A 15,963-nucleotide genomic window follows, 5' to 3' on the forward strand; every position below is an offset into this window, starting at 1 on the left:
ATGTTTTTAGCAAAACTATCCATAGACCGGCCGGTTCTGGTAACCATGGCCATATTGGTCTTTGTGGTGTTTGGCGCAATGGCATACATGGACATGCCCTTGAATCTGATGCCGGAAGTGGAACTGCCATATGTATCCATAATGACAGTGTATTCCGGAGCCGGACCCCGCGAAGTAGAAACCCAGGTTACAACCAAACTGGAGGAAGCAGCGGCAACAGCGCCACAAGTGGACTTCATCCAAAGCTACTCTATCGAAAATGTGTCTATCATCCTGGTAGCCTTTGAACAAGGCAAGGATATCAACGTTGCAAACTCCGAGGTTAAGGACAAGGTCGACGGTGTATTGCGGGATCTTCCCGATGGAGTGGATCGACCTTCGGTACAAAAGTTCGACATCAGCTCTTTCCCCTTCATGGATCTGGTACTTTCTGGGGACATGGATAGCCGTGAGATGTATGAATTGGCTGATGGCCAGCTAAAAGAGCGGCTTTCCCAGATCGAAGGTGTAGCCCAAGTTTCTATCAATGGCGGGGCAAAGCGCGAGATCGGAGTGGAAATCCCGAATCGCGTAGTTTTTCAGAACAGCATTTCACCCTCAGTTTTGAACCAGATCCTTGCCGCACACAATTTGGATATGCCTGCCGGTTCTTTCACTAGCAACAATCAGCAATACTCCGTGCGTCTGAAAGGTGAGTTTGCCAGCGTACAGGAGATCGAAGACCTGGACATTCCTACTATGAGTGGCCCCAAGAAACTGGGTAGCCTTGCCAATGTGATCGACGGGCAAGAGACGATCACTCAAAAAGCTACATATTTCAACGTGAAGAATCAGGTTGTGGACAACAATATCATTCGCTTGTCAATTACCAAAAGCTCAGATGGAAACGTTGTGAATATCGCCGAACAGGTGCGTAAGGAACTACCCGTTCTGCAAAGTGAATTGCCTCCGAACACGAAACTGAACGTGATTCGTGACGATAGCGAATTTACTCGCTCTACGGTTGCCGATACCCTGTCTACAATATGGATGGGGATATTACTCACTGGTCTTGTTCTGCTGCTCTTTTTGCACGATCTCCGCTCCACTCTCATCGTTGCTTTGTCGATGCCGATTTCCATTATCTCCACCTTTATCTTCCTGCAAGCAGCCGGGTTTACTCTGAACATGCTTACTCTTACCGGTTTCTCCACTGCTGTGGGTATCTTGGTGACAAACTCGGTGGTGGTTATCGAAAACATCTTCCGTCACAAAGAAATGGGAAACGGGCGTAAAGAGGCTTCCTACAAGGGAACTACTGAGATTACCATAGCCGTATTGGCATCCACGCTTACAAACATCGTGGTGTTTTTGCCCATGGCCACTATGAAATCCATGGTGGGTGGTTTCTTGAGTGAGTTTGCGCTCACAGTTACTTTTGCCACTATCTTCTCTTTGATTTCGTCCTTTACCATCACTCCGATGTTGGCGTCCATCATTATCCCGGAAAAAACTAAAACCAGTAAATTCGGATTGAAGTTCGACCGCTTATTTGATAAGTTTTCGAACCAGTATCTGCGGTTCATGCGTTTTGTTCTCCGGAACAAGGGTACCAGCATCCGCATACTTGTGGTTTCGATATTGATGCTGTTGGGCAGCTTCCTGTTGGTACCTGGTCTGGGCTTTGAGCTAGTGCCGGCTATGGATCAGGGCAACGTAAGCATAAACATTGAACTTCCAGAAGGCGTAAGTTTGGATGAAACAGCCAAAGTGGTTGAAGTAGTAAACGGACGCGTTTCGAAATACGAGGAAGTGGAGCATGTGGTTAGCAACATCGGTTCTCAAGGATTCATCAATACTGCTAGCAACGTAGCCAGCACAGACGTGAAGCTGATTGATGCGGACGATCGCTCGCGAAGCACTCTGGACATGGTGGGCGTAATCACCAAGGATTTGGCAGATATCCCCAATGCCATCATCAAAGTAAGCGATCAGAGCAATGTGGGAATGGGCGGTTCCGGAATCAGCTTCTATATTCAAGGCCAAGATCAAGATGTATTGGAACAACTCAAGATCGACATCATGGATCAAATCCGGGATATCCCTGGTCTTTTGAATGTGGATAGCAGCTCTCGTCCAGGCAACACAGAGCTTACATTATCCCCCAAACGTGATAAACTGGCAGAGATTGGTGCCACAGTATACGATCTGGCAATCGCGCTCAGAACAGGCATTGAAGGTATGGTAACCACGTACTATCGTGAAGGTGGAGATCAGTACGATATCAAGCTCACTATGCCAGAAGAAGACGTGGATCATCCCGATAAAATCATGAACATGACCATAGTTGTAAATGGACAAAGCTATCTGCTTTCGCAACTTGTAGATGTGGATTTTGCTACTGGCGTTTATCAATTGATCCATGTGGACCGTTATAAATCTATAGAGATCACAGGAAATGCCGCTAAAGGATTTTCCACCGGTCAACTGAACGCAGAAATTACCCAAAGATTGAGTAACTTGCAGCTTCCCAGCGGATACAGGATTAAGTGGGGACAGCAAGCGGAGATGCTGAATGAAACCATGGTAGATATGATCAGAACTTTCGCAATCGCTATATTGCTTACATATATGTTGCTCGCGGCCATATTAGAGAGCTTCACTCAGCCACTTATCATATTGGCTACCATACCTATGGCCATCATTGGCGTGATCCTCTCTCTGTTCTTCTCCGGAGTGGGTTTGAACATCTTCTCGATGCTGGCGGTTATAATGTTGGTTGGCATAGTCGTAAATAACGCTATATTAATACTAGACTATGTAAATGTAAAGCGAAAAGAAGGCATGAGTTCTCACGATGCACTCTTGGAAGCAGGAAAGATGAAGCTAAAACCGATAATTATGAGCACCCTTTGCATGGTAATCGGCATGTTGCCTATGGCTATGGGAGTCGGATCTGCGGGACGCGAATTCCGTATGTCCATGGGTATCGTGTCCATCGGCGGATTAGTTGTATCTACACTGCTTACTCTTATCGTGATCCCTGCTTTCTATTACCTTAGCACGCAAAACCAAGTTAAAAAGGAGATCTGTAATGGACAGAATCGTTAAGCTTGTCAGCATGGCACTTGTGGCCATCATCCTCACAGTTGGTGTGGCTGGTTGCTTTGGCAACTTCGCCGCAACCCGGAAAGTGTATGAATTCAATGAAACCTTCGGCGACAAATGGGTGAACACAGTAATGTTTTGGGTACTTAGTATAGTTCCCGTGTACAGCGTGGCATCTTTTGCTGATGTTGTTCTTTTCAATACCATAGAGTTTTGGACTGGAAGCAATCCTATCGCTATGGGACCCAATGATGAGGTTATAAAATATGCCAGTGAAGATGGCAAAAACCTCAAAATCACCATTCGTCAAAACGAAGTTTTAGTAGAAGATATGGACAATCCAGAGAATGAGATTGAACTAAGCTACAAACCCTTGGAAAAGAGCTGGTACTACCAAAGCGATAATGGCTTGGTCAAGATCGCCTCTCTATCCGAAGACAAAGCCGATTTCATCACACCTACAGGAAAAGTCTATACCTTGAACCAGGCAATGTAAAGAAGGATTCAATGATAGACAGACAAAAGCTAGAAGCTGTATTGGATAAAGTTCGCCCAGCCATCATGTCTGATGGCGGCGACGTGGAACTGATCAATATCCGCGAAGACAACGTGGTGGAAGTACGTCTCAAAGGCGCTTGCAACGGCTGCCCTATGGCTACACTCACGCTGAAAGCCGGTATTGAACGCATCGTAAAGGAAGAGATTCCTGAAGTTGTGGAAGTAATTTCCGTATAACAGCGAACATGATATAAAAGCCCCTTTACTTTGCGGTAGAGGGGCTTTTTTTTGGTTTCTTGGTGGCATCTTTTTTGACCTCTAGAGATTATGAGCTTAAGCAAATCCTAATTATGAATGATTGGGTAACAACCATACATCAGGTGACAGCTTTTTTCCCTGAACTTGGATTATGTGTTTGGAGTTCATTTGACATAATGTATCTTATTGTATACCTATATGTTATATGGTCAAATGGATTTCAATATCTGGGGTGGATTCTATGCATTGCCAGAAGTCCACGCAACCCCTCAACTTATTTTACGGAGATAGAGAGCATAGGTGTCTTGAACTCCGTGTGTTATTTGGGTTGAATGAGAACGTATCGATCCCCTCTGTTCCACCTCTTGCTAAAGCTGTGGCGAACCAGATATAAAGCTGTTATGAAGCAGTGATCACTCGATGATAACCCGATGACATCTGCTTCAGCACTCAACGAAGTACAGGGCGAAGACCACGGACTCTGTTTTATCTTGAGGGAGGAAAAGTGGGTCAGTAAAATGTCTTGACTAAATTTGAAGAGATACCGACAGTATATAAAGTTTATTTGACTAACATAGATTGTGATTAACGATGGATATTGGATGCCATCAATGAGTTGAGAACCAATGAGTTGGAATTTCCACCGCATCTAGGACTCAACAGGATTTTAAATCTAATTTAGAAGTTGAAAATGAAAAAGGAAAATCCAATGAAACAAAGATTGATTTTTTTACTCACAGTATCTTTCGTGAGCTTATTATTACTCTCATCGTGCTCTGATAGATCTGTAACCATTAGCAACCATGAAAGACTCTATAGCATTGGTCTAATGCATAATGAGCTACTCAAAATTCAGAATAACAACCAGAACAACATAAGAGATTACGTACTTGATGAGAATGGTTTTATGAGCATTGACAACCATAGTTTAATGTTTGCTAGTATGAGAGATTATTTTGTTACAGAAAAAGGCTTCATACCATCAGATGTTGACAACACGTTGCAGCAAATGAATCAGGTACTGGATGTTATTGGTGCATTCGAGGATATTGATGGTACTCAATATGTCGTCCCCTTTGATTCGACATTTATTATAAACTCATACATTTACGCTAGAAATGCCGGATATTTGACATCAAAAGAGAAAGAACTAATTGATCCTGTAATCAGCGACTATATTAATGGAGCCCCTACTATTGCAATTGATGAAAAAATAGAGTATATCAGCACTCAACTTAGCTTATACAACGAAGATCAGGTTAGAAAATGTTATGATTTTGTTGAAGTTTATTTAGCATCGAAGGATTATTGGGGAGATGCCGTAATTTTCCGCTATGGTAATGGAGTAATAATTGCTGATGCTATTGGAACAATAATAGGATCAGGAGCTTATTCATGGACGGGGCCTGGTGCAGTTATTGGTGGTGCAGTTTTAGGAGCATATTATTCGTGTTTAATGAACTGGCACAATGCTAATTTCCACCACAATCATTAGATCTGAGGGAACATGTTAGATAATGTGAATCTTCTATCAGCCATAATTATAGCATGGATATTGGTGCTGCCTATTTATCTCGCCATAGCATTTCATAAAAAAATTGATTGGGAATATTATACAAAGTGGGAGAGATTACAGCTTCATACAGATGTCGAATGGAAAACAATCTCATTGAAATGCTCTCAATTATTTCTCTCTGGAAGATATTTGGTTTGCGGTGTTTCTGAGAGAAAAGTATTCCTTAAAGACGCTGTTTCTCTGACGAGGATTGGCAAATTCTACGTGATTGAATTTATCGACGATTCGAAAACACTGAACGTGTACTATAGAGGCATTTTGACGTCATCCCAAAAATACAAATTAGATGTTACCAGCTTAGTCAATTTCTTTGCTTTATAGATATTCATATCTTGTTGGCTAATGACTTTTCTGGGTGTGTTAAGACAGGATATTTTTTAATTCTGCCTTAATCATATTTTTCGAAGATAGGTAATATTATTAACCAAACTGAATGCCTATTTAGAGCATTCACGTTCTCACGTTCATAGATGTGCTCCTTTGTGTAGTAGGGTGGGTCGAGGTAGAAGAAGGTATTGGGTGTATCGAACCGGGCGATAATCTTCTCAAAGCCCTGCTTTTCAATGATCACCTGCTTGAGCCGTTCTGAGGCTGCTTTCACCTTCTCAAGGTTACGCAGTGGCATATACTTGTATCCCTGCATGATGCAGAAGTTCTTTGACCGGGAGCCGTAGCTGCAGGATAGCTGAAAGTAGAAGCGGATGGCTCGTTCAAGCTCGGTTTTAGGTGGGTGTTGGGCGAACGTGTCGAACATCTCTCTGGATACCAGATACTGATTCAACTCCGTCACAAACGCTTCAGGGTGCTGCTTGATGTACTTCCAGAAGTTCACCAGATCACCATTGATATCGTTATAGACTTCCGTGTATCTGCTCTTGGGTCCGGTCTGCCAATCTTCCTTATCTGGTGATTTCCCGAAGAGTATCCAGGCAGCGCCACCAAAGACTTCACAGTAGATGTCATGCTTGGGGATGAGTGGCAGTATCTTCTTTCTTAGGAGACGTTTTCTACCTACCCAGGAGATGATGCTGTTCACGATATCCCCCTAATCTCTCTGGTGGTTATGGCTTTGGGCTTGGCTGTATCCAGATCGATATCTACGAGAGCGAAGTTGGCAATGATCACTTCGTTGAACTCAGACTTGCCTTCTTTGCGGTTGATGCCCTTGGTTCTGGTGACATGCTTGATGTCATAGCCTTTGTATAGCTTTAGAACATCCGGGTTGTCATCATAGCTGAGGATAAAGCGACCTTTGATGCTCTTCAGAATGTCTCGCAAGGCTTCGTGACTGAAGTGCTTGGCTGCGAAATAGGCTGAGGCATCAGAACACCCCTTTGATCGCCTTACCGATGCTAAAGAGCCATTTGCGATTGTGGAACACGTATTCGATGGCTCCTCCGATAGTGCCGAAGACCTTGAGAATGACATTGGTCTGCTTGGCTGGGAGGGACTTGGTAGCCCGCTCCACTGCCAACTGCTTCTTGGCATAGTCATCCAGGTCTTTGGTGGCAGGGTTGATCTTGATGTCCTGGATGATGTCCAGGATGATCGCCAGAGCCGAGTTGATCTTGGAGTTAAATGTCTCCCAGTAAAAAAAGGATTGACAGAAAATACCATGCTTATTTTGGTGAACAAACTGCCGCGGGGTGTAGCGCAGCCCGGTTAGCGCACTGGTTTTGGGAACCAGGTGTCGGAGGTTCGAATCCTCTCACCCCGACCAGTGCTTACACCAAAAGCAGTGGGCGTTTAGCTCAGCTGGGAGAGCGCTTGCCTTACAAGCAAGATGTCGGGGGTTCAAGTCCCTCAACGCCCACCACTTCTTTCTAAACACAGGGGATCGATGAAGATAGCTATTACCGGAGCCAACGGTTTTGTGGGCAGCACCATGCTTACGCACTTTTCCCAGAAGGGTTTCGAACCAGTGGCAATCGTGCGCAAAGCCTTCTTTCAAAATGGAATTATCACTCGTGTAGTAGATTACTCAGATACATTTTCTCTTACTAATGCTTTATCCGATGTCGATATCCTGATTCACAATGCCGGGAAAACCAAAAGTATAGGGCAAGAAGAGATGTTGAGCGTGAACTTGGGTCTAACCCGCAAAATCGTAGATGTCGTGAATGCGCAAAAACATCCGATTCGCCTTATTTATATCAGTTCGCAAGCCGCTGGGGGACCTTCATCGAGAGAACATCCTATGCAGGAAACTGATGCTCCCAGACCCATCAGTATTTATGGAAAAAGCAAGGCTATGGCCGAGAGCTTGATTCAAAAGCAATGCAACAAGACCTGGAGCATAGTGCGCCCATGTTCGGTTTATGGCCCTGGGGACCGCGACTTTTTGAGCCTGTTCAAACTCAGCAAACTTGGATTTCAGATGCAAATCGGCAAACAAGAGCGGTCTTTGAACATGATTCATGTAAGCCAATTGGCAGAATTCATCCTTCATCTTATCGGCAATCCACAAGTGAAGAATGAGATATTTTATGCCACAGACAATCAAGTTTACACTCAAAGCGAGATTGCCGCTCACATTGCCGCAATAGCGGGAAAATCCATACATAAGCTGGTAATACCTTCCTGGGCAGCCCAAATCGCTTTCGGATTGGGGCAGATAGTCAGCCGAATGAGAAGCGAACCCAGTGCGATGAATTTGGATAAATACAACGAGATCATCGCAGAAGGCTGGGTAGCGAATCCGGAAAAAGCCAAGAACTTGTTAGGCTGGGACCCTCCTGCCAGACTCCCTGAATTGATAAAGGAAACATACAAGTGGTATTGCGAAAACTCCTGGCTCTGATTCTACTGATACTGTCTATTACTCTGCTGTCAGCTCAGGAAGCTGATAGCCTACAGCATGTGACGGCTCAGGAAGCGGACAGCCTGGATGTTGTTCCACTTCAGCAGGAATTGGAAGAAGCCAAGGATCAAAGCGAGGGTGAAACTTGGATAGATACTGATGAGCTTTTGGATTTTGACCTTCCCAGAACCATAGATGAACAAGCCATTTTGAGGGATATAAGCAAGAGTGATGTATTGGATATTATCTCTGAGCAAAGACAAAAAAGCTTTGTGAATCCACATCATTTCAAGCTCTTTGAGTATCCCAATCTATCCAGTGCCTATCGTTCATCTTTCAATATGATCGGTTTGCAGACCGATCCTCTGTTCCTTTCAACAGATGGCTTCGAGCTGCCGCGATCCCTTCATTCCACTTGGTTTTATCAGGGACAGCTTGGCCAGTTTCACGATCTCATTCAGAACAATACAGCTATAGATGCCAAAGCTGTACTCTACGAGTATCCAGTTAGTCTGTCACGTCTGGAAGGCTCTTTGGGAGACTACGACAGCCGCTACGCATTGGGCTCTTTTGCTAAAGGTAATCTGCTTGGTATTCAGGGACTAAGCCTTGGTTTCGATTTCTCACTTTACAACGGTTACTGGGTGGATAGTCCCAACAGCGGAAATTCATCTCATCAGCTTATCAGTTATAGATACAAGAAGCTGTTATGGACTCTGGATTACTCCTCCTACACAAAGAACGGGGGATCATACGAACTGCATCCAGCTTACTGGTATCTCGGCAACTACAGGATTAAGAACAAACACAATCGCTTTATCGGAAGCTTTGAAAATCCTGTATTGAACCTTAGTATAGCCAGTTTCCGAGATCGTTCCAGCTCAGAGGAATTCGCCTCCACTCAACAAAGCGATGCTCTACAGATTGCGGCAGAGAAGAACCTGAAGCTTTGGGATATTGCGCTGGATCTGCGTCACGAATATCGCCATTTGGATAGGAACTACCTGCCTGCACAGCAAATGAATCAGCAGGATTATGAGCATAAAACCAGTATCTACCTGAACATTCCGTATTATGCAGATCTGGTATTGGATCTGGATTTGCTGGATTGGGAACAGCTTCGCCTATATGGGAAGCTGGGGAAACGCGTTTCCGTATTTGATCTGGGAATCTACACCCGCCAAAGCATGGGCGATTACAACAGTGTGACTGCCATCAGCTCTCCTTTGGGAGACAGCACGATGGCAGTGCTAGATATCTACAGCCCCTCGGAGAGTGCAGTATTCGCCGGATTCGAGCAATGGGGTCTGAAGCTTTGGGCTGCTTTTGGCAACAAAAAGCAAGAGCAGTATTTACCTACATCCCAGTATGCATCATCAAAGAACATCCTTCGCCTTGCCGCTGGATATCAGAGGGATTTGGGGAGCTTCACTTTTAAGATCAACTCCCAGTGGAATTACCATGAAATCGATAGATACTTGGTATCTGCCCCGGAATACAGTTTCAACAGTTCGCAGAGTGTTGCTTGGAACCTTAGCCACGACAACAAACTGGAAGCAGGAATGAGCATCTATGGCCATTCGGATTATTATCTAGCAAACGCTCAGAATCCGGTTTTGATCGAAGCCTCGACTCTGATGGACGCCTGGGCTGCAGTTCGCGTAAGCACACTCTTCGACTTCAACGTGAGTTTTCGCAATCTGCTAAGCACATCTCTCTATGGCCTGTACCCGATCCCGCTTTCCATTCATGCGGGATTGCGCTGGTATTTCATCAACTGAGCCTCGGAAAGCATTTTATAAAAGTGCAATACGCTGTTTATCCCTTGTACTGAACTGATCTCCAGATCATTTGGGAACGGTTCTTGCATCTATACCAAACTAACTAAATGGGAGGACCCATGAGAAAACTATTAACACTAGTATCAATAATAATATGTGCAGGCTTGCTGAATGCAGCACCTCTGCAGCTTTTTCATGAATCGGCTGGGATGATTGACGCCCGCTTTGAAAACCTGAGAGAGACTCCGATGTTTGTGCAGGAAAGCCAGTCTTTTGAAGAGACTGAACATCCGGATACGCCCATCATAAGCCGGACTCTTGCATTCCCTTACCAGAATGCGGAATTGCTGATACAGAGCATGACATGGCGAGTATTTGACAAGCAAGGTGAATATCTAAGAAGCAGCAGCGAGAATTTCACCGACGTTGCGAGCATTGCTCAGAGCTTCACTTTCCGGGAAATGCATGGTGTTACCATAAGGATACAAACACAGCGGGAAACTGACACAGAAATATATACATTGGACAATCTGGACCTCAGTGTGAGGGGACATGGCCAGTTGAACATACCTGAGAGTGTATCTCCCGCATTCATAGACGCATACAAGTATCTTGCGGACAACTGGGATACTTCATACTTGAAGTCATTGCCCGTGGAACGTCCTTCGATGTTGATCCTTAGTCACGCTTCTCTGGCAAACTACCAAGCTCCTTTCATCTATTGGAAACGCTCTCTGGGTATGGATGTACACGTGATTAACACTGCTGACGCCGGTTCGTCCGCTCAAGAGATTCGTGAAAGCATCCGTGCTATGTATATGGAACACAGACCAGATTATCTGATGATATTTGGCGACACCGTGGGTCCTTATGCTGTGCCCACAAACTTTTATCCATCTCCCGAACTCAATGAAAACGATGCCGATGACCAATACTACGCAATCATGGAAGGAGACGACTATTTCCCTGATATGCTGGTGGGAAGATTCTCTTTCGTGGAACCCGTGGAACTCATTGTGATGGCTAATAAATCCATCGTTTACGAACAATCACCATATATGACAGACACTTCTTGGATGACCAGAGCCCTGGCAGTTGCGGGCAACTACGCAGAGGGTACTTTGCGCCCTACTACTCCGGTCTGGATGAGTCGCTGGCTCAGTGAACGCTGGTTGGATTATGGCTACACTCAAGTCGATTCCGTTTACTTTCCGCCTAGCTATCCGGGCACAAATGCCATTATCCAATCCATCCAGAACGGCGTGCAAATAATCAGTTACCGCGGATGGGGTGATGCTAATGGCTGGCACTATCCCAGCTTCCACATGTCGGATCTGGACGACATAAACAGCGGGGGCAGAACGCCAATTGTCTATTCTATTGTGTGCAATACGGGCGATTTTGCCAACAGCGTGACTCCGTCATTTGGCGAGAAATGGATGCGTATGGGTACTACTGCGAACCTAAACGGTTGTGTTGCCTTTGTGGGTCCCTCGGATTTGCACACGCGTACCAGATTGAACAACACGATTGCCAGCGGTGCCTTCAATTCGATCCTGGATCATGGAGTGCGCGGTTTTGCAAGCTCGGTTCTGATGGGTAAAATTGAGCTCTACAAGAACTTCCCAAATGATCTTGAACCAGGTTCTTGGGTGCCATTCTACTTCCATGTGTACAACATTTTATCCGATCCTTCCTTGAATATGTGGAGCCTTGTCCCGGATGTGATGGGGGAAGAGATCATCGAGGGAGGGCTTAGTTACTCTCAATCTACATCACACATCACCATCAATGCCCCTCATCTGGAAGGCGCTATGGTATCCGGAACTAAGGACGGTGAGAGTTTCAGCTATACTCAAGTAATTGATGGTTCTGCTATTTTGAACATCAATCCAGAAGAAGAAGGTGAGCTAAGTATTACGGTGTCCAAACCCGACTGGGTTCCCTTGGTTCGCACTCTTAGCCTGAACGAGGAAACGGGTATCGGAGTTACTGCAAATACTGGTATTGATGCGGGTATCAACCCCAATGGCACGAAGACAATCGAGATTAGCGTGAAAAATTATGGCTCAACCCCGCTCACCGGAATAAACGCAAGTCTGGCTCAGAATCCCGGACTGGAAATAATAGCACTCAATTCCGGGACATTCGACCTGGCTCCCGGTGCTAGTCACACACTTCAATATCAATTGAATGCCAGTTCCGACCTACAACCCGGCCAGGTAATCAAGCTAGAACACAATACCACCAATCCCGCATCCAGTCATCGCTTCAGCATGAGTGTAGGTGGTGCGAAGTTCTATGTATATCGCCATGAAGGAACCCTGGATGTGGAAACAGGCGCACAGATCACTTTCTACGCTGCCAATCAGGGCAATGCCGCTCTGCAAAACGCTAGTGTAACCGTGCTTTCCAGAACCGAGGCCGTGACCATCACTTCGGAGCCTGTGAATCTGGATACGATTGAACCCGGAGAAGTATTCAGCTTTACTGCCAGCATCAGTCCTGAGCCAGGAGTATGGGATGGCAGAATGATACCATTATCCTTCGTTTTTGCAGACCAATCCGGATACGAATGGCTTTCATTCTACACATTTTTGGCTGGAACTCCCGGAACTGACGATCCTACCGGGCCTTGTAAATATGGCTATTATGCTTATGATAATACCGATATAGAACATGATCTTGTTCCAGAATATGAGTGGATCGAAACAGATCCTCTGCTTGGTGGCAACGGTAACTTGTGGTTGGTCATGGACGATGGCGTAAAGCGGGTGGAACTGCCCTTCACATTCCGTTTCTACGGTGTGGATTACGACCATCTTACCATCAGCTCAAACGGGTGGGCTTCTTTCGTTCATACAGATGAAAGCTACTTCAACAACCACTTCATCACTGCCGCTTTAGGTCCCGAAGCTTTGCTCGCCCCATATTGGGACGATCTGAAAGGTATGAAAACCGGTGTAGATGGCACGGGTGCTGATGTCTTTGCGGATATGCGGATTTTGTATTGGCACGACGCTGCAAACAATCGCTTCATCGTCCAATGGAACGAGGCATACAACCAGTCCACCATTCAGGCTGGTCCTGATGCGTCTTTGGAAAAGTTCCAAATTATCCTGTATCCCAAAACCGGAAGTGATGGCGATGTCGTGTTCCAATATCACACCATCGATAACCCTTCTGTAAATGCAAACTACTGCACAGTGGGAATTGAAAACCATCTGTCTAATGACGGTATCAGTTATAGCTACGGCAATATATATCCCATCACCGCCGCTGTACTGGAAGCCGGCAGAGCCATTCGTTTCAGCACTACTGGGCCTGATAACTATGTATCAAACGAAGACGAAGTCAGCGCAGCTACCTTGTCGAACTTGCGCAACTATCCCAATCCCTTCAATCCCAATACTACCATTGCTTTCGATAGCAAATACGCTACAAATGCCAAATTGCAGGTATATAACACCCGGGGACAATTGGTAACAACTCTGCACAATGGACCCATCCAAGCCGGAGTCAATAGCTTCAACTGGGATGGAACGGACTCCAGCGGTGTATCGGTATCCAGCGGAATATACTTCTACCGTTTATATAGCGAACAAGATACTAAAACCCGCAAGATGCTCCTGATGAAATAGAATCTCTTCTCTCAATTAGCATAAACGGGATACCACAATGTATCCCGTTTTTAATGGCCAGGCTTTTCCCTCAAAGAGGATTCTATCAGAACTCAGGAGTGGGTATTACCTTCTCCGGTGGTGAACCGCTTGCCCAGGCTGAGTTTGCCTTTGCTCTGGCTAGTTTCATGTCAAGCATGAGGTGGCAATCTACGACTTGCCACAACGACCGAAGGGAGCTTTAGAATCATGCTCCTCATTCCCTTTGTTCGATCCAGTGTTGAAGCTGATATCAAGGTGTTATCATCCTATGCTCACCCGATGATAACCCGATGATATCAGGTTCAAGTATAGATAATCCAAGGAGGAATGAAGCTTCTGAATCATCTGCAGAAGTATCTGGCAAATTGGAGTTTGGCAACCCAATAACAAAACGACATTCATGCCTTGACGAGTCACTAGAGAGATCAAGGAAGCGGGCTTTACCCTTGGTTTGGAGACTTGTGGTTATTTTGCCCCGGATCTCGATCAGGAGCAGTTAAAACTCATAAACTTCGTCTATTTCGATGTCAAACACTGGAGTAATTATGGCTACGTCTGCTATCCTTCATGCCCGATTACACCCATCTTGGAGAATCTATCCAGGCTTTGCTCCTGCCTGGGTTCGGATAGAATAATCCTAAGCCTGCCATTGATTACTGGAGTAAATGCCACGCTGGCATTCATAGATTGGATTGCCGATCATGCCCGGGATCACGCCATCTCCCAAATCCGTATCCTGCCCTATCACGAATATGGTAGAGCCAGATACCAATGCTTGGGAAAACAATACCCGATTGGTAACGTGACTCATCTGACGGAGCAGGATCTGAAGAGATTTTCCGAAGTACTAGAAGCCAGGAATTTGATCTGTGAGGTGCATGGTCTCTGAGCCAAACTGGGATATATTACTCCTTGATCTGTTTGAGCTTCATTCACCTGCGAAAATGCGCTTGACAAATATAACAGGCTACAGCTTTTGAATCATTCCCGTCGTTTGATAGGGTGATTCAGACAAAAAAGGTAAAATACATGAAACATAGACACTTATTCGGCTTGCTACTGCTGATCCTCCTCACTTTGAGCTCCTGCGGCAAGAACCAGTCGCTTACACCGCCAGATGACCCGGATATCCCTGTGGGATTCGGCACAGATAGCACTTTGGACATCATCAGCTGGAACCTGAAAGAGTTCCCTATGAATGACAATACCATACCCTTACTGGTGGATATCATTCCCACACTTGATGCAGATGTAATAGCGTTTCAAGAGATTATGGACGCAAGTCTCTTCTTCGAGATGGCACAAAGAATATCAGGATATCAAGGTTTGGTATATAACTACAACGGTGGATGGAAATTGGCGTATTTGTACAAGACAGAAAGCATTACTGTAAATAGCGATTACATCATTTTTCCCAGTGAGAGCAGACCGTTTCCGCGTCCCCCTTATGTTTTGGATTTGGAGTTTGGCGGCACACAGTATTTTGTGATTAACAACCACTTCAAGGCATTGGGAGATAACACTGTAGATCACACAGATCCTTGGGACGAAGAGATGCGGCGGATCGAAGCCAATACTAAGCTGGAGGAGTATATCCGGCAAAACCATTCCACTGACAAGCTTATCGTACTGGGTGATCTCAACGATCAGATCCAGGAAGACCCAGTCACAAATGTGTTTATGGCGTTTCTGGATAGACCGCAGGACTACTATTTTACTACCATGCCCATAGCACAAAATCCAAGTCCAGACACAGTTTCCTATCCCAGATACAACAGTATGATCGATCATATTCTTATCACTGATGAGCTTTTTGCAGATTTCGAGGCCTCAGGCTCTGTGTGTATTGCGCTTCAAGTGGAACAGCGTTTAGGTGGATTATCGGGTTATTACGACCAGGTATCGGATCACAGGCCTGTAGGAATTCGCCTGGAAGCAAGCCAGATTAAGTCCCCGAAATCATAATAATCTGACTGTTCAGAATTATTTATGAATCCGCATGAATATGTGATGGAGCTATATAGCAAGCTCATCTGTCATTGATTGAAGAACTATCACAAAAAATGTATTGACAAAATAAGCCCCCTAAAGAAATTGGCAAAACCTGCTCGGCATGAGCGGATCGAAATTGATCTTTTTACAAGTTTATAGAGTGCTATAGAGAAACAGTGACAAAGAAGCTCTTGTCAGTTCAATCATTTTAGTAATGATGGAGAGTTTGATCCTGGCTCAGGACGAACGCTGGCGGCGTGGATTAGGCATGCAAGTCGAACGGTAGATACCTTTCGGGGTATTGAGAGT

At 45.2% G+C, this 15,963-nt stretch carries 12 protein-coding genes, 2 tRNA genes and 1 rRNA gene; 13 read left to right on the forward strand and 2 right to left on the reverse strand.

Going from position 1 to position 15,963, the window contains the following annotated elements; translation table 11 throughout:
• From PHF32_04395 to PHF32_04410, 4 genes are all read left to right on the forward strand, one after another.
• The gene (locus tag PHF32_04395; GenBank protein ID MDD4559968.1) at positions 1-3,090 is read left to right on the forward strand and encodes an efflux RND transporter permease subunit; all 3,090 of its coding nucleotides are present in this window, start codon (positions 1-3) and stop codon (positions 3,088-3,090) included.
• Positions 3,074-3,583, forward strand: a complete 510-nt coding sequence (locus PHF32_04400) for a DUF3332 domain-containing protein (GenBank protein MDD4559969.1) — start codon at positions 3,074-3,076, stop codon at positions 3,581-3,583. Before PHF32_04395 ends, PHF32_04400 begins: the two co-directional genes overlap by 17 nt.
• A gap of 11 nt (positions 3,584-3,594) precedes the next feature.
• Entirely contained in the window at positions 3,595-3,822 is a 228-nt protein-coding gene (locus tag PHF32_04405; GenBank protein MDD4559970.1) for a NifU family protein, read from the forward strand.
• Positions 3,823-4,552: 730 nt separating this feature from the next.
• Positions 4,553-5,338, forward strand: coding sequence for a hypothetical protein (locus tag PHF32_04410; protein ID MDD4559971.1), 786 nt, complete (start codon positions 4,553-4,555; stop codon positions 5,336-5,338).
• Between the two features lie 469 nt (positions 5,339-5,807).
• Here PHF32_04410 and PHF32_04415 read toward each other — a convergent pair whose 3' ends face one another.
• Together PHF32_04415 and PHF32_04420 are read right to left on the reverse strand one after the other, a co-directional pair.
• Positions 5,808-6,455, reverse strand: a complete 648-nt coding sequence (locus PHF32_04415) for a DNA adenine methylase (protein ID MDD4559972.1) — start codon at positions 6,453-6,455, stop codon at positions 5,808-5,810.
• The gene (locus PHF32_04420; protein ID MDD4559973.1) at positions 6,452-6,697 is read right to left on the reverse strand and encodes a hypothetical protein; all 246 of its coding nucleotides are present in this window, start codon (positions 6,695-6,697) and stop codon (positions 6,452-6,454) included. Before PHF32_04420 ends, PHF32_04415 begins: the two co-directional genes overlap by 4 nt.
• A gap of 94 nt (positions 6,698-6,791) precedes the next feature.
• Between PHF32_04420 and PHF32_04425 the strand changes: the two genes are divergently transcribed.
• From PHF32_04425 to PHF32_04465, 9 genes are all read left to right on the forward strand, one after another.
• The gene (locus PHF32_04425) at positions 6,792-7,085 is read left to right on the forward strand and encodes a hypothetical protein (protein ID MDD4559974.1); all 294 of its coding nucleotides are present in this window, start codon (positions 6,792-6,794) and stop codon (positions 7,083-7,085) included.
• Positions 7,062-7,139, forward strand: a tRNA-Pro gene (locus PHF32_04430). The genes PHF32_04425 and PHF32_04430 overlap by 24 nt, the downstream gene beginning before the upstream one ends.
• Positions 7,140-7,159: 20 nt before the next feature.
• Positions 7,160-7,235, forward strand: a tRNA-Val gene (locus PHF32_04435).
• Positions 7,236-7,259: 24 nt separating this feature from the next.
• Complete coding sequence (locus PHF32_04440; protein MDD4559975.1) at positions 7,260-8,219, forward strand: sugar nucleotide-binding protein; 960 nt, start codon at positions 7,260-7,262, stop codon at positions 8,217-8,219.
• Complete coding sequence (locus tag PHF32_04445) at positions 8,198-10,000, forward strand: hypothetical protein (GenBank protein MDD4559976.1); 1,803 nt, start codon at positions 8,198-8,200, stop codon at positions 9,998-10,000. Before PHF32_04440 ends, PHF32_04445 begins: the two co-directional genes overlap by 22 nt.
• Before the next feature lie 119 nt (positions 10,001-10,119).
• Positions 10,120-13,641: a C25 family cysteine peptidase gene (locus tag PHF32_04450; protein ID MDD4559977.1), complete on the forward strand. Its 3,522-nt coding sequence runs from the start codon at positions 10,120-10,122 to the stop codon at positions 13,639-13,641.
• 472 nt (positions 13,642-14,113) lie between these two features.
• Positions 14,114-14,551 (forward strand): hypothetical protein, encoded by a 438-nt coding sequence (locus PHF32_04455; GenBank protein ID MDD4559978.1) that lies wholly within the window; start codon positions 14,114-14,116, stop codon positions 14,549-14,551.
• Between the two features lie 140 nt (positions 14,552-14,691).
• On the forward strand, positions 14,692-15,627 hold the full coding sequence (locus tag PHF32_04460) for an endonuclease/exonuclease/phosphatase family protein (GenBank protein MDD4559979.1): 936 nt from the start codon (positions 14,692-14,694) through the stop codon (positions 15,625-15,627).
• Between the two features lie 241 nt (positions 15,628-15,868).
• A 16S ribosomal RNA gene (locus PHF32_04465) occupies positions 15,869-15,963 on the forward strand; the annotation flags it as partial.

The organism is Candidatus Cloacimonadota bacterium (genome assembly GCA_028706475.1).
GTDB lineage: Bacteria > Cloacimonadota > Cloacimonadia > Cloacimonadales > Cloacimonadaceae > UBA5456.

Excerpts from the sequence above, each read along its gene's own strand:
- PHF32_04395 (MDD4559968.1), top strand. The coding sequence starts at position 1 with ATGTTTTTAGCAAAACTATCCATAGACCGGCCGGTTCTGGTAACCATG.
- PHF32_04400 (MDD4559969.1), top strand. The coding sequence starts at position 3,074 with ATGGACAGAATCGTTAAGCTTGTCAGCATGGCACTTGTGGCCATCATC.
- PHF32_04405 (MDD4559970.1), top strand. The coding sequence starts at position 3,595 with ATGATAGACAGACAAAAGCTAGAAGCTGTATTGGATAAAGTTCGCCCA.
- PHF32_04410 (MDD4559971.1), top strand. The coding sequence starts at position 4,553 with ATGAAACAAAGATTGATTTTTTTACTCACAGTATCTTTCGTGAGCTTA.
- PHF32_04440 (MDD4559975.1), top strand. The coding sequence starts at position 7,260 with ATGAAGATAGCTATTACCGGAGCCAACGGTTTTGTGGGCAGCACCATG.
- PHF32_04450 (MDD4559977.1), top strand. The coding sequence starts at position 10,120 with ATGAGAAAACTATTAACACTAGTATCAATAATAATATGTGCAGGCTTG.
- PHF32_04460 (MDD4559979.1), top strand. The coding sequence starts at position 14,692 with ATGAAACATAGACACTTATTCGGCTTGCTACTGCTGATCCTCCTCACT.